The organism is Lysinibacillus fusiformis, from assembly GCF_002845985.1.
Taxonomy (GTDB): domain Bacteria; phylum Bacillota; class Bacilli; order Bacillales_A; family Planococcaceae; genus Lysinibacillus; species Lysinibacillus fusiformis_D.
In genome coordinates this window covers 609,152-622,872 of record NZ_PDFK01000001.1, presented here as the reverse complement: position 1 = coordinate 622,872, position 13,721 = coordinate 609,152, and the positions used below count along the sequence as shown (strand labels likewise).

General features: G+C 39.0%; 13 protein-coding genes. All 13 read left to right on the top strand.

Going from position 1 to position 13,721, the window contains the following annotated elements; genetic code table 11:
• Positions 1-25 precede the first annotated feature (25 nt).
• Complete coding sequence (locus tag CRI88_RS03210) at positions 26-1,231, top strand: GGDEF domain-containing protein (RefSeq protein WP_058843491.1); 1,206 nt, start codon at positions 26-28, stop codon at positions 1,229-1,231.
• A 108-nt stretch (positions 1,232-1,339) separates the two neighbouring features.
• The gene (locus CRI88_RS03205) at positions 1,340-1,699 is read left to right on the top strand and encodes an Asp23/Gls24 family envelope stress response protein (protein WP_004269431.1); all 360 of its coding nucleotides are present in this window, start codon (positions 1,340-1,342) and stop codon (positions 1,697-1,699) included.
• Between the two features lie 18 nt (positions 1,700-1,717).
• Complete coding sequence (locus CRI88_RS03200; protein WP_058843492.1) at positions 1,718-3,367, top strand: DAK2 domain-containing protein; 1,650 nt, start codon at positions 1,718-1,720, stop codon at positions 3,365-3,367.
• Positions 3,368-3,718: 351 nt separating this feature from the next.
• Positions 3,719-4,381 carry an L-serine ammonia-lyase, iron-sulfur-dependent subunit beta gene (gene sdaAB, locus CRI88_RS03195; RefSeq protein WP_036124814.1) on the top strand — a complete coding sequence of 221 codons (663 nt, stop codon included), beginning with the start codon at positions 3,719-3,721 and terminating at the stop codon, positions 4,379-4,381.
• Between the two features lie 14 nt (positions 4,382-4,395).
• Positions 4,396-5,304 carry an L-serine ammonia-lyase, iron-sulfur-dependent, subunit alpha gene (gene sdaAA, locus CRI88_RS03190; protein WP_058843493.1) on the top strand — a complete coding sequence of 303 codons (909 nt, stop codon included), beginning with the start codon at positions 4,396-4,398 and terminating at the stop codon, positions 5,302-5,304.
• A gap of 165 nt (positions 5,305-5,469) precedes the next feature.
• Positions 5,470-6,621 (top strand): M20 metallopeptidase family protein, encoded by a 1,152-nt coding sequence (locus CRI88_RS03185; protein WP_058843494.1) that lies wholly within the window; start codon positions 5,470-5,472, stop codon positions 6,619-6,621.
• A gap of 143 nt (positions 6,622-6,764) precedes the next feature.
• Positions 6,765-8,810 carry an ATP-dependent DNA helicase RecG gene (gene recG / locus CRI88_RS03180; protein ID WP_036124807.1) on the top strand — a complete coding sequence of 682 codons (2,046 nt, stop codon included), beginning with the start codon at positions 6,765-6,767 and terminating at the stop codon, positions 8,808-8,810.
• 131 nt (positions 8,811-8,941) lie between these two features.
• Entirely contained in the window at positions 8,942-9,514 is a 573-nt protein-coding gene (fapR, locus tag CRI88_RS03175; RefSeq protein ID WP_036124838.1) for a transcription factor FapR, read from the top strand.
• A gap of 2 nt (positions 9,515-9,516) precedes the next feature.
• On the top strand, positions 9,517-10,509 hold the full coding sequence (plsX, locus tag CRI88_RS03170; RefSeq protein WP_058843495.1) for a phosphate acyltransferase PlsX: 993 nt from the start codon (positions 9,517-9,519) through the stop codon (positions 10,507-10,509).
• An 18-nt stretch (positions 10,510-10,527) separates the two neighbouring features.
• Positions 10,528-11,481 carry an ACP S-malonyltransferase gene (gene fabD, locus CRI88_RS03165; RefSeq protein ID WP_058843496.1) on the top strand — a complete coding sequence of 318 codons (954 nt, stop codon included), beginning with the start codon at positions 10,528-10,530 and terminating at the stop codon, positions 11,479-11,481.
• Positions 11,474-12,220: a 3-oxoacyl-[acyl-carrier-protein] reductase gene (gene fabG, locus CRI88_RS03160; RefSeq protein WP_058843497.1), complete on the top strand. Its 747-nt coding sequence runs from the start codon at positions 11,474-11,476 to the stop codon at positions 12,218-12,220. Before fabD ends, fabG begins: the two co-directional genes overlap by 8 nt.
• Positions 12,221-12,278: 58 nt before the next feature.
• The gene (gene acpP / locus CRI88_RS03155; protein WP_036124798.1) at positions 12,279-12,515 is read left to right on the top strand and encodes an acyl carrier protein; all 237 of its coding nucleotides are present in this window, start codon (positions 12,279-12,281) and stop codon (positions 12,513-12,515) included.
• A gap of 441 nt (positions 12,516-12,956) precedes the next feature.
• Positions 12,957-13,721: a ribonuclease III gene (rnc, locus tag CRI88_RS03150; RefSeq protein WP_036124796.1), complete on the top strand. Its 765-nt coding sequence runs from the start codon at positions 12,957-12,959 to the stop codon at positions 13,719-13,721.

Genomic DNA, 13,721 nt, shown 5'->3' with positions numbered 1-13,721 from the left:
AAAGCGGACAATAGGAGCGAGTATTATGAAAAATCAAGAAAAAATAGCTTTTTCTATTCGCAAAGAAATGGTTCAGTCGAATTTAAAAGGGATGAGAACAGTTGCTTGGTCACTTATGTATGTATCGGCTATTATTTCCCTTATTCATTATGGAGAGGTTTTCTTTGTCAAAGCAGAAAGAGCCATGGTCCCCGTCTATATTGCCATTCATATCGCCATGTTTTATATAGATATAGCCGTATTGTTATTTGTTAGGGAAAAACGAATTCACATTACCTCTGTTAATATACAGAAGTATGAACACCTAGTTGTTATTTATATTTACACGATTATGCTATTGATTACGGCAATTTCGGTAATGGATGTTTATTTCTTTCATCATGCAGCATTATATGAGGTGATTTTAATCATTATTTGTACGGTATTTGCATTACCTTTACGAAAAATTAGTTGGATTATTTTACTTTCTGCACCAGCAATTATTGCGAGTACATATTTGAGTGTTGGCATGTCCAGTGAGAATATTAAAGTCATATTACCGATGTCTCTTTTAATTCCGATTGGTATCATAATTCAATATCAGACCTACAAGGTTCGAAAACAAATAACTACGCAGCATATTTTATTGGATGAAGAAATGATCAAAACGAAACAATTATCAGAGCTGCTAGCTGTTAAAAATAAAGCATTAGCAGAGCAAGCACTAAAAGATCCTTTAACGAATCTGCCAAATCGACGAGCATTTAATCAGCAATTGACTAAAATAGGACATCAGCTTCATCAACCACAAACATTAACGGTAATGATGATTGATATTGATTATTTTAAAAAGTTTAATGATTACTATGGACATATACAGGGTGACGCGGTCATTGTTAAAGTAGCCTCCTTATTGGCGGAAATTGCAGAGAAGTATCAGGCGTTTGTTGCTCGTTGGGGTGGAGAAGAATTTATTATGATTAGTCAGCATACTGAGAAGTTTGCTGAGCCTATATGTGAAGAAATTTTAAAGGAAGTGCGTGACTTAAAGATTCCACATAGGCAATCAGATATTGTTCAATACGTAACGGTTAGTATTGGAATGTGTCATGCTAACCTGACAATGTATGAGCATTTACAAACATGCTGTGATATTGCTGACCAAGCGTTATATTTAGCTAAGCAGAACGGACGAAATAACTATTTTCGTAAAATGGCAATTTTTGACGGAAAGGAAAATGCGTCTATTTGAAGTCAGAAAACGTTGCTATAAAGCCTTTCTATACTGCCTTAGGTTGCTTAAATTATAACGAAAGTGTTACAATATACTTTAGTCAAAAAGAGCCAAGGAGGCATTCCTATGTCAATTGAATTAAACAATGAATTCGGCCAAATTGATATTTCAACAGATGTACTTGCACAAATTGCTGGTGGTGCTGCTGTAGAATGCTACGGTATTGTTGGCATGGCATCTAAACATCAAATTCGTGATGGTCTAACTGATATTTTACGTAAAGAAAACTTCGCAAAAGGTGTTGTTATTCGACAACAGGACGACGATTTACATATAGATATGTACATTATTGTTAGTTACGGGACAAAAATTTCGGAAGTTGCTTACCAAGTGCAATCGAAAGTGAAATATACAGTAGATAAAACATTAGGTATGAGCGTAAAATCTGTCAATATCTTTGTACAGGGCGTTCGTGTAGCGAATTAAGAGGAGGAACTAAATCGAATGCAGTCTTTAGACGGTATAAAGTTTGCTGAAATGGTACAAATGGGTGCGCATCATCTATACCAAAATGCAAATTATGTAGATTCATTAAATGTATTCCCAGTACCGGACGGTGATACAGGGACTAATATGAACTTATCGATGACATCTGGCGCAAAGGAAACAGAACTTGCCGCTTCAGAACATATTGGTAAAACAGCACAGGCATTATCAAAAGGTCTTTTAATGGGTGCGCGCGGAAATTCAGGCGTTATTCTATCGCAATTATTCCGAGGCTTTGGGAAGTTTATTGAAAAAGAAGCAACCATTGATGCAAAAGGCTTTGCAGCGGCTTTCCAAGCGGGTGTTGATACAGCTTATAAAGCTGTTATGAAACCTGTAGAAGGAACTATTTTAACAGTAGCACGTGAGGCGGCAAAAAAAGGTGTAGAAGTGGCAGAAACTGAAACCGATATCATTGCCGTGATGGAAGCTTTTACAGCAGAAGCAAAGGCTTCATTAGATCGCACACCTGAATTGCTACCTGTTTTAAAAGAGGTCGGTGTTGTGGATAGTGGTGGTCAGGGCTTACTATTTGTGTATGAAGGGTTTCTAGCCTCTTTAAAAGGTGAGCCTCTTCCAGAGAAAAATGATGCGACCTTAGATGATTTAATCAATGCAGAGCATCATAGAGTACAGGATTTCATGAATACTGAAGATATTGAATTTGGCTATTGTACTGAAATAATGGTGCGTTTAGAAGAAGGGAAAGAACCTTTCGATGAGGAGCATTTCCGTAATGAATTAAATCCTTTGGGGGATTCTTTGCTTGTGATCTCCGATGAAGAAATTGCGAAGGTTCATATCCATTCTGAGCAACCAGGTTCTGTTTTATCAATCGGACAAAAATACGGTAGTCTTATTAAAATAAAAGTTGATAATATGCGTGAGCAGCATTCAGCGATTGTTGGTGAGGAGCATAAAGCACCAACGACTGCCAAAAAAGTAGAAAAACATCCGTATGCTATCGTAACGATTGCGATGGGTGAGGGTGTGGCAGAATTATTGCGCTCTATCGGTGCTTCATATGTCATTGAAGGTGGTCAAACAATGAACCCTTCAACTGAAGATATCGTTAAAGCCGTACAAGAAATCGGTGCAGAAAAAGTATTAATCTTACCGAATAATAAAAATATCGTTATGGCAGCAGAGCAAGCGGTTGAACTATTAGAGATTGACGCAGCGGTTGTTCCTACGAAGACGATTCCACAAGGGATGGCAGCGATTTTAGCGTTTAACCCTGAAGCAGCTGTTGATCTAAATAAAAAGACAATGTCCGATGCATTTGCTAATGTGAAGACAGGTCAAGTAACCTATGCAGTGCGTGATACATCTATTGATGGTGTGGAAATCCGTAAAGATGATTTTATGGCATTAGCAGAAGGTAAAATTGTCCTTTCTACACCAGCATTAAAGGATGCAGCAGAAAAGGTAATCACAGATTTAGTCGATGAAGATGCTGAGATAGTTACAGTGATCTATGGCGAAGATACAACTGAACAGGCTGCTTCAGCATTAGCAGCTTTCATTGAAGAGAACTATCCAGATGTAGAAGTTGAATTATTTGATGGTAAACAAGGGTTATATCCATATATTATTTCAGTAGAATAATTACATGCTACTTTGCTATTCCGTAAAGAAAGCAGTGCACAAAACGTGTACTGCTTTTGTTTATGCTACAAAGAAGAGGATGTATAATATTTAGTAAAAACGTGCTAAATATGAACAGCTAGATGTACGTGTCCAGAGGATAAAAAATTTGGAATTATTGGAATATCAACTGTTTTATTGATGTGTATATATGGTGTGGACAAAAAATAAACCTATATAGTTACTATAAATTATAGTAGTGGTAATTTTCTGAAAGTTGATAAATTAAATGCTTTACTTTTATAGTAGCTATCAAGCATGATATAAGTAAAAATAAATATTATTATATGAATAGAATAGAGGGGTGTTTGTATGAAGTTTACTTCAGTATTTGATATTATTGGACCAGTCATGATTGGGCCTTCCTCCTCTCATACGGCAGGTGCAGCTCGCATTGGGCGTGTTGCAAGGGATTTATTTGGTAGACAACCTAAATGGGCAAAAATTCATTTATATGGATCATTTGCTGAAACGTATAGAGGACATGGTACAGATGTTGCGATAGTGGGGGGCCTATTAGATTACGATACATTTGATGACCGTATTAAAATAGCATTTGAAGAGGCCGAAAAAGTGGGATTAGAATATGAATTTATTCCCGAAACGGCTAATACGGAGCATCCCAATACAGCTCGGCTTGTCATTGGAGACGATGAAGGGGAAATGTCTGTAGTTGGTATTTCGATTGGTGGCGGAAAAATTGAAATCAGTGAAGTCAATGGTTTTAAGCTACGTTTAACAGGTGGTATGCCAGCAATTCTTGTTGTGCATGATGATCGTGCTGGCTGTATTGCCAATGTAGCCAATTGTTTAGCAATGCATGAAGTCAATATTGGGCATATGGAAGTTTCACGTATAGAACGTGGTTTAACAGCTCTAATGGTGATTGAAATTGATCAAAACATTGAAGATAAGGTGCTACAGCAAATATCTTTAATTCCACATATTACAAAGGTCTCTAAAATTAATAACTAAGGGGGTGTCCCAAAATGGACGTTTTATTTCATAATGTTCGTGAGCTTGTAGAACGAGCAGAGCAAGAAGAAAAATTAATATCAGAAATCATGATCGAACAGGAAATATTGATTACTGGCAGAACGCGAGAAGAAATCATCCAACAAATGGATCGAAATCTAACCGTGATGGAAGAAGCCATTGAACGAGGATTACAAGGTGTGCAATCAGTAACAGGTTTAACTGGTGGGGACGCCGTATTGCTTCAAAATTATATTGCGCAAGGAAAATCACTATCAGGTGATTTATTATTAGATGCTGTAAGCAAAGCCGTTGCAACAAATGAAGTAAATGCAGCGATGGGAACAATATGTGCAACGCCGACAGCGGGTTCTGCAGGTGTTGTACCAGGAACGCTTTTTGCAGTGAAAAATAAATTAAATCCAACTCGTGAGCAAATGATCCGTTATTTATTTACGTCAGGAGCTTTTGGGTTTGTGGTTGCGAATAACGCTTCCATTTCAGGTGCTGCTGGTGGTTGTCAGGCAGAAGTTGGTTCTGCTGCAGGAATGGCTGCTGCTGCCATTGTTGAAATGGCTGGAGGTACGCCACAGCAATGTTCGGAAGCATTTGCCATTACCTTAAAAAATATGCTTGGTCTTGTCTGTGATCCAGTAGCAGGTCTTGTTGAAGTACCATGTGTCAAACGTAATGCCATGGGTGCATCTAACTCGCTAGTAGCGGCAGATATGGCACTTGCAGGTGTAACAAGTCGTATTCCCTGTGATGAAGTAATTGGCGCTATGTATCGCATTGGGCAATCCATGAGTCCGAATCTGAAAGAGACTGCACGAGGCGGTCTAGCGGCAACACCAACAGGAAAGGCTATTAGTAAAGCTATACTTGAAAATGGTGGCCTACAAAGTATTAAAGCTCTTCAATAAAACTGGTGAAACATGCTATCTAAAAAGGTAGCATGTTTTTATATTGGTTTAGTTGCGAATGATTTTAGTATAATAAAATAAGCACCCATTTTGTAAGGGGGGGCTTTATCAGACGCTCCATTCCTTTGTAGGAACGCTCAAGGTAAATTAAAAGGAGTTTTTTTAGTGGAAATAACTAATCTACCATTTTTAACAAAACAAGCTATAGAGGATCGTCGTTATCTTCATCAATATCCAGAGCTTTCTGGACAAGAATTTGAAACAAGTCAATTTATTCGTAAACGATTAGAGCAGCTTCAAATTGAAATATTAGAGTATGATCCTCCTAGCGTAGTGGCTATGATTCAAGGAACAAAAGATACGAAGACAATTGCCTTACGAGCAGATATAGATGCCTTACCAATTGTTGAAGAAGGTGATAAGCCCTATATCTCTCAAAAGCCAGGTGTGGCACATATGTGTGGTCATGATGGGCATACAGCGATTTTATTGGCAGTAGCACAATGGATAGCGATGAATAAGGAAAAAATCGAGCCAAATATTATGCTTATTTTCCAATCAGCTGAGGAAATCACACCAAGTGGAGCAGACTTTTTAATTCAAAATGGTGTTTTAGAAGGTGTCGATGCTATTTTCGGTATTCATTTATGGCAAGGTTTAGAAAAAGGGAAAATTGGCTTAACACATGGGCCAATGATGGCTTCGGTCGATGATTTTGAAATTGAAATTCAAGGTCATGGTGGACATGGTTCAATGCCACATGAAACGATTGATCCCATTTATATTGCGAGCCATTTAATGCAAGCCTTTCAGAGTATCATTAGCCGAACAATCAATCCTATTGAGGCTGGCGTTATTACAGTAGGAAATATTCAAGCAGGAACAACGTATAACATTATTCCAGAGACAGCAAAATTAATAGGAACTATTAGGGCATTAACTCCTGAAACAGTAGCTACCATTCAAACGAAGATGGTAAGTTTAACAGAAGGGATTTGCCATGCTTTTGGGGCGAAAGGGACAATCGATTTTATTATAGGGACGCCTCCCCTTATCAATGATCCTCAGCAATCACGCTTCGTAGAATCTATCGTTTGTGAAAATTTTGGGCAGGATGTATTCGAGCTTGTTGATCCAGTAATGGGGGGCGAGGATTTTTCATATTATCTAAAGCATAGGCCAGGTGCATTTATTTTTGTTGGGATGGGTGGCGAAAAAAGCCAATATCCACATCATCATCCAAAATTTGATTTAGATGAAGATGTCTTTCCTGATGCCATTAAGCTTTTTATTGACATGATTTTGCAATATAAATGACAGACGTTTATAACCCTATCATGCATTGATGGGGTTTTTGCTTATGTGTAGAGGCTGCGAATTAATATATGATACATTAGATAGAGGAAGCTAGGATGGTTACATAAAGAGTACCACTTGAATGAAGGGAGTTGTGGGATAGGATGACTGAATTATTTAGCCATGTCAATGAAGTGAAAGGCATCGGGAAAGAAACAGCAGCACATCTTGAATCACTAGGCATCAATACAGTAGCTGATTTATTATGGACGTTCCCACATCGACATGAAGATTTTCGTTTAAAAGATTTAGCGCAAACACCACATAACGAACGCGTTACAGTTGAGTGCAAGGTAGAACGTGAGCCTACGATATTATTTTTAGGTCGTAATAAATCAAGACTTCAAGTAACAGTTTTGGCAGGACGTCACTTAGTAAAAGTTGTATTTTTCAATCAAGGCTATTTAAAGCAAAAGCTTGTACCGGGTTCCATTATTACCGTGACGGGGAAATGGGATCGTGGTAGACAAGTAATCAATGGTACAACTGTCACATTTGGGCCAAAAACAGATCAAGTAGACTTTGAGCCAGTGTATAGTCTGAAAGGTTTGATTCCACAAAAAAGATTTCGTAAATATATGCGACAAGTGTTAGATGATTTTGGTGCAGAGCTACCAGAGGCGATTCCATATTATTTACAGGAGTCCTATAAGCTTGTTCCGATACGAGAGGGCTTGGAGGGTATCCATTTTCCGCTGGATGCTGGGCATGCTAAACAAGCAAGAAGACGCTTTGCTTATGAGGAGCTATTAAACTTCCAATTGCGTATACAGGCATTACGTAAAACGCGGAAAGAGAGTGAGCGTGGCACAATCATTCAGTTTGATGTGCATAAACTACGAGCATTTATTGCTTCATTGCCCTATGAATTAACAAATGCTCAAAAACGAGTGGTTAATGAAATTTGTAAAGATTTGAAGGAACCACATCGAATGAATCGTTTGCTGCAAGGCGACGTAGGTTCTGGGAAAACAGTAGTAGCGGCAATCGGTTTATATGCAGCTGTGACAGCGGGCTTTCAAGGAGCCTTAATGGCACCAACTGAAATTTTAGCGGAACAGCACTTGGAGAACTTAAAAGAATGGTTTCAACCCTTTGATGTTCGTGTTGCTTTGTTATCTGGGTCAACTAAAACAAAGGAGCGACGTGGGATTTTAGCAGATTTGGCAAATGGTGATCTTGACATTGTCATTGGCACACATGCGTTAATTCAGCCAGATGTTATATTTCAAAAGCTAGGTTTTGTCATCACAGATGAGCAGCATCGCTTTGGTGTGGAACAACGTCGAATTTTGCGTGATAAAGGGGAGAATCCAGATGTCCTCTTTATGACAGCTACTCCTATACCGCGTACACTTGCTATTACTGCATTTGGGGAAATGGATGTATCGATAATTGATGAAATGCCAGCGGGCCGTAAACAGATTGAAACGCATTGGATGAAAAAAGAGCAACTCGGCTCTGTGATGTCCAAGCTAGAATTGGAGCTAGCGGCTGGAAGACAAGCTTATGCTATTTGTCCACTTATTGAGGAATCTGATAAGCTTGATGTTCAAAATGCTGTAGAAATTTATGAGCAACTAGCCACTTATTTTAAAGATCGTTATCAGGTCGGTTTAATGCATGGACGTTTATCAGCCGATGAAAAAGATGCGGTGATGCGCGATTTTAGTGAAGGAACAATTCAGCTTTTAGTTTCTACAACAGTTGTGGAGGTAGGTGTTAATGTACCGAATGCTACCTTTATGATTGTCTATGATGCTGAGCGTTTTGGCCTAGCGCAATTGCACCAGCTCCGAGGGCGTGTCGGGCGTGGTGAGCACCAGTCATACTGTATTTTACTTGCTGATCCTAAGTCTGATGAAGGGAAAGAGCGTATGCAGTCGATGACGGAAACGAATGATGGTTTCCGTTTAGCTGAAAAAGATTTAGAATTAAGGGGACCAGGGGACTTTTTTGGTAGAAAGCAAAGTGGTTTGCCAGATTTTAAAGTAGCTGATTTAGTACATGATTATCGTATACTCGAGACCGCAAGAAAAGATGCAACAGAGATGCTTGAAACAAAAGCGTTTTGGCAGGATGATGACTATCAATACTTGCGTAAAATGCTAGAAGAGTCGGGTGTATTACAGGGAGAGCGCTTCGATTAGTATTGAGGGCTTATGAGCATAGGAGAATGTGAGTACTTGATTTCAAAACAAGTCTTGCATTCTTTTTTTATACTCTATATACTGATATTAGTACCAAGTGCTAATAACAACTCAAAAGGTGGCGAATGATGTTGAGACGAACGAAAAAAGAGCGACAGCGACTACTATCTGAAACGATAGCTGAAAATCCATTCGTCACAGATGAACAGCTAGCAACACAGTTTCAGGTAAGTGTCCAAACAATTCGTTTAGATCGTATGGAGTTATCTATACCAGAATTACGAGAGCGAATTAAAGATGTTGCTTCTAAAAACTATGAAAATGAAGTAAAATCTCTACCGATTGATGAAGTCATCGGAGAAATTGTAGATATTGAATTAGATAATCGAGCACTATCGATTTTTGATGTACAAGAAGAGCATGTTTTTCAGCGCAATGGCATCGCACGTGGACATCATTTGTTTGCACAAGCAAACTCATTAGCGGTCGCAGTAATTGATGACGAACTAGCATTAACCGTACATTCCAATATTACATTTGTGAAACCTGTGCGTGCTGGAAATCGTGTTATTACAAAAGCGATTGTTATCGGACGAGATGATCTTAATCATCGTACAAAAGTCGAGGTAACATCTACCGTAAATGGTGAAACCGTTTTTGTTGGTGAATTTGATATGTACCGCACGAAAGGTAAAGGTGAGTAACAATGAAATTAGCGCTTGATGGAATGGGTGGAGACAATGCACCAAAATCAGTTGTTGAAGGTGCACTCTTAGCATTAGAGCAAATCCCAAATTTAGAAATCCAATTATATGGTCAGCAAGATAAGCTTGAGCCATTTTTAAAACAACATGATCGATTAACAATCATACATTGTGAGGAAATAGTAGAAGGAACGGATGACCCTGCACGTGCTGTTCGTCGAAAAAAGGATTCTTCAATGGCTCGCATGATGGAATCGGTGGAAGAAGGTAGAGCAGATGCTTGCCTATCTGCTGGGAATACCGGAGCGTTAATGGCAGGGGGCTTATTTAAAGTTGGCCGAATTGAGGGGATAGCCCGTCCAGCTTTGGCTACAACATTACCGACATTGGATGGTAAAGGCTTCTTAATGCTTGATTTAGGAGCAAATGCAGATGCACGACCAGAGCACTTAGTGCAATATGCGATTATGGGTGATATTTATGCTAAAAAGGTTGGAGGCTTACAAAAACCACGAATTGGCCTATTAAATATCGGTACTGAGGAAAAAAAGGGTAATGAATTAACGAAAGCTGCCTTCGAATTATTGAAGGAAGCTGATTTGAATTTTATTGGTAATGTAGAAGCGCGTGATTTGCTTGAAGGAGTAGCGGATGTTGTTGTAACAGATGGCTTTACAGGCAATATGGTGTTGAAGTCTATTGAAGGGACGGCTGGCGCTTTATTTTCAATGTTAAAAGAGGCATTTATGTCATCAACGAAAACGAAAATTTCAGCAGCACTCATGAAAAATAATTTACGTGACTTAAAAAATAAAATGGACTACACAGAGTATGGTGGTGCAGGGTTGTTTGGCTTACAAGCACCTGTAATTAAAGCGCATGGCTCATCGAATGCAAAAGCAATTTTTAGTGCGATTCGACAAGCTAATACGATGGTAGAGCATGCTGTTATTTCGACGATTACTGATACAGTACGTCACTTAGAAATTGATTAAACAAAGGGGATTATTCAAATGACGAAAATAGCATTTATTTTTCCAGGACAAGGTTCGCAAGTAGTAGGGATGGGTCAAGAGTTTGTTGAAAATGCAGCAGACAGTAAAGCATTTTATGATCGTGCAGATCAAGCTCTTCAATTTGAATTATCTAAGTTAATGTTAGAAGGTCCAGCTGAGGAGTTAACACTGACATACCACGCTCAGCCAGCACTTCTTACTACGGGTGTAATGGTAGCTGAAAAGCTGCGTGCAGCAGGAATTCAGCCACACTATGCTGCGGGTCATTCGCTTGGAGAATATGGTGCATTGGTTTTAGCAGGCGTAATGTCATTTGATGATGCCGTGTCTATCGTGCATAAACGTGGTCTTTATATGAATGAAGCTGTACCAGCAGGACAAGGAGCGATGGCAGCGATTCTAGGGATGGAATTAGAGGCATTGAACGCAGTTACAGAGCTGGTTTCAGCAGCGGGTGATTCTGTGCAGGTAGCCAATGTGAATTGTCCAGGACAAATTGTTATCTCAGGCACTAAAGAAGGTGTAGATAAAGCGATTATTGCTGCAAAAGAAGCAGGGGCAAAGCGCGCAATACCTTTAGTTGTGAGCGGTCCATTTCATTCTGAATTGATGCGACCATCCTCAGAAAAACTGCAAGCAGCATTAGCAGAGATTACTTTATCTGCACCTGAAATCCCTGTTATCGGCAATGTAATGGCGAAGGAATTAAAGGATGTACCAGCGATTCAGCAGGAGCTAGTTGAACAGGTATATAGTGCAGTGCAATGGGAAGCATCTATGCGTGAAATGATTGCACAAGGTGTCGATGTCTTTATCGAATGTGGACCTGGCAAAGTATTAAGCGGTCTCTTGAAAAAAATTGATCGTTCAGTTGCTGCTTATTGTGTCTATGATGAAGCATCATTAGAAGCGGTTTTAGAAGCGTCGAAGGAGTGGTCAATCAATGCGTAAATTAGAAGGTAAAGTAGCTGTTGTAACAGGAGCTTCAAGAGGGATTGGACGTGCTATTGCTGTAAAGCTTGCTGAGGAAGGTGCTAAGGTTGTAGTAAACTATAGTGGCTCACAGGCAAAAGCGGAAGAAGTCGTTGAGATGATTCAAGCAAACGGTGGGGAAGCCATTGCGGTGCAAGCTAGCGTTTCACAGACGGAAGAAGTAACCGCATTAATGGATGCCGCTGTGAAAACATTTGGTTCTCTTGATATTTTAGTGAATAATGCAGGTATTACTAGAGATAACCTGTTAATGCGTATGAAGGAAGACGAATGGGACGATGTATTAAATACGAATCTTAAAGGGGTTTTCCTTTGTACAAAGGCGGTAACACGTCAAATGATGAAGCAGCGTGCAGGTCGTATTATTAATATTTCTTCCATCGTTGGTGTAGCGGGTAATGCTGGTCAAGCAAACTATGTTGCGGCTAAAGCAGGTGTTATTGGACTCACAAAAACGACGGCAAAAGAATTAGCTTCACGCAATATTTTAGTTAATGCGATTGCGCCAGGCTTTATTGAAACAGAAATGACAGAGCAACTACCAGAAGATATTAAAAAAGGTATGCTTACGCAGATCCCTCTTGCGAAACTTGGACAGCCAGAGGATATTGCCAAGGCAGTAGCTTTCCTTGCTTCCGATGATGCTAACTATATGACAGGGCAAACGCTTCATATAGATGGTGGTATGGTAATGTAATTTCGATTAGGCATATACGCTGATTTTTTGTATAATCATTTGAGGGGAGGTGAATCATTTGTCTACAGTATTAGAACGTGTAACAAAAGTAATCGTGGACCGTTTAGGTGTTGAAGAAAGCGAAGTAACACTTGAAGCTTCTTTCCGTGATGATTTAGGTGCTGACTCATTAGACGTAGTTGAACTTGTAATGGAACTTGAAGACGAGTTTGATATGGAAATTTCTGATGAAGATGCTGAAAAAATCTCAACAGTAGGTTCTGCAATTTCATACATCGAAAGTAAATTAAACTAATTTCGTTAAAACTTTATTTAGCGAAAATGGATCACCTTTATAGATGTGATGGTCATCATAATACACAATGGTATTTATGATAGCATGAATAAAGTAGAAATAGTTTGTCTGCTTTGACTTGATAGAAGAAGCAGCTTCAATGAACAAAGATGTATTCAAAGGGGACGAAATAGATCGATTTTCGATCTATTGACGTCCCTTTTTCATGTTAAAAATCGGGGGCATAATGTCTAAAATTTTTTTGAGCTGACGACTGGAGTTAACCAAAAATCATCCCACAAGCATTCAACTTTCATTTTAGAGGAGATCATTTTCTATGAATAAGATAAATTTTCGAAAAAATTTCCAAAACATTGTGTTTAAGCCGAAATACTTTTGCATAAACGCCTTGAAAAAGGTACACTAAAACGGTAGAAACTATTAGGAAGGCAGATTTGTTCAATGGCTATGAAAAGAAAAGGAACTATGCAGAAATCTGGCGTACTTCCTGAAAAAGTACGCAACCAATTCGAGCTGTTACAGCATGAATTAAATATCACTTTTATTAATAAAAATTTATTGTATCAAGCATTCACGCATTCATCTTATGTGAATGAGCATCGCCGTAAGCTATTTACGGATAATGAGCGTCTTGAATTTTTAGGAGACGCAGTACTTGAACTATCTGTTTCTAAATATCTTTTTGAGAAATACCCAAATATGAGCGAGGGTGAGTTAACAAAGTTAAGAGCTTCTATCGTTTGTGAGCCATCACTAGTTATTTTTGCGAATGAATTAGGCTTTGGACGCTTCGTGTTACTTGGAAAAGGTGAGGAATTAACAGGTGGTCGGGAACGCCCAGCGCTACTTGCAGATGTGTTTGAATCATTTGTAGGTGCACTCTATCTAGATCAAGAATTACAAACGGTCGTGTCGTTTTTAGAGCGTATCGTGTTCCCAAAAGTAGAAGTAGGTGCTTTTTCGCATGTGATGGATTTTAAAAGTCAATTGCAAGAAATGGTACAACAAACCAATAATGGACTTCTTCATTACGAAATAATCGATGAAAAAGGCCCAGCACATAACCGTACCTTTGTATCAAGCGTATTATTGAACGGGCAAGAGCTTGGTATTGGTCGTGGAAAATCAAAAAAAGAAGCCGAGCAGCAAGCTGCACAATGTGCAATGCGAATGATGCGTGAAGAAGCTGCAAAAGAGGAGGCTTAA

What these genes read in the sequence shown, in the direction of transcription:
- rnc (WP_036124796.1), top strand. Translation starts at nt 12,957, where the DNA reads ATGGCTATGAAAAGAAAAGGAACTATGCAGAAATCTGGCGTACTTCCT.
- CRI88_RS03200 (WP_058843492.1), top strand. Translation starts at nt 1,718, where the DNA reads ATGCAGTCTTTAGACGGTATAAAGTTTGCTGAAATGGTACAAATGGGT.
- sdaAB (WP_036124814.1), top strand. Translation starts at nt 3,719, where the DNA reads ATGAAGTTTACTTCAGTATTTGATATTATTGGACCAGTCATGATTGGG.
- recG (WP_036124807.1), top strand. Translation starts at nt 6,765, where the DNA reads ATGACTGAATTATTTAGCCATGTCAATGAAGTGAAAGGCATCGGGAAA.
- CRI88_RS03205 (WP_004269431.1), top strand. Translation starts at nt 1,340, where the DNA reads ATGTCAATTGAATTAAACAATGAATTCGGCCAAATTGATATTTCAACA.
- plsX (WP_058843495.1), top strand. Translation starts at nt 9,517, where the DNA reads ATGAAATTAGCGCTTGATGGAATGGGTGGAGACAATGCACCAAAATCA.
- sdaAA (WP_058843493.1), top strand. Translation starts at nt 4,396, where the DNA reads ATGGACGTTTTATTTCATAATGTTCGTGAGCTTGTAGAACGAGCAGAG.
- fabG (WP_058843497.1), top strand. Translation starts at nt 11,474, where the DNA reads ATGCGTAAATTAGAAGGTAAAGTAGCTGTTGTAACAGGAGCTTCAAGA.
- fabD (WP_058843496.1), top strand. Translation starts at nt 10,528, where the DNA reads ATGACGAAAATAGCATTTATTTTTCCAGGACAAGGTTCGCAAGTAGTA.
- CRI88_RS03210 (WP_058843491.1), top strand. Translation starts at nt 26, where the DNA reads ATGAAAAATCAAGAAAAAATAGCTTTTTCTATTCGCAAAGAAATGGTT.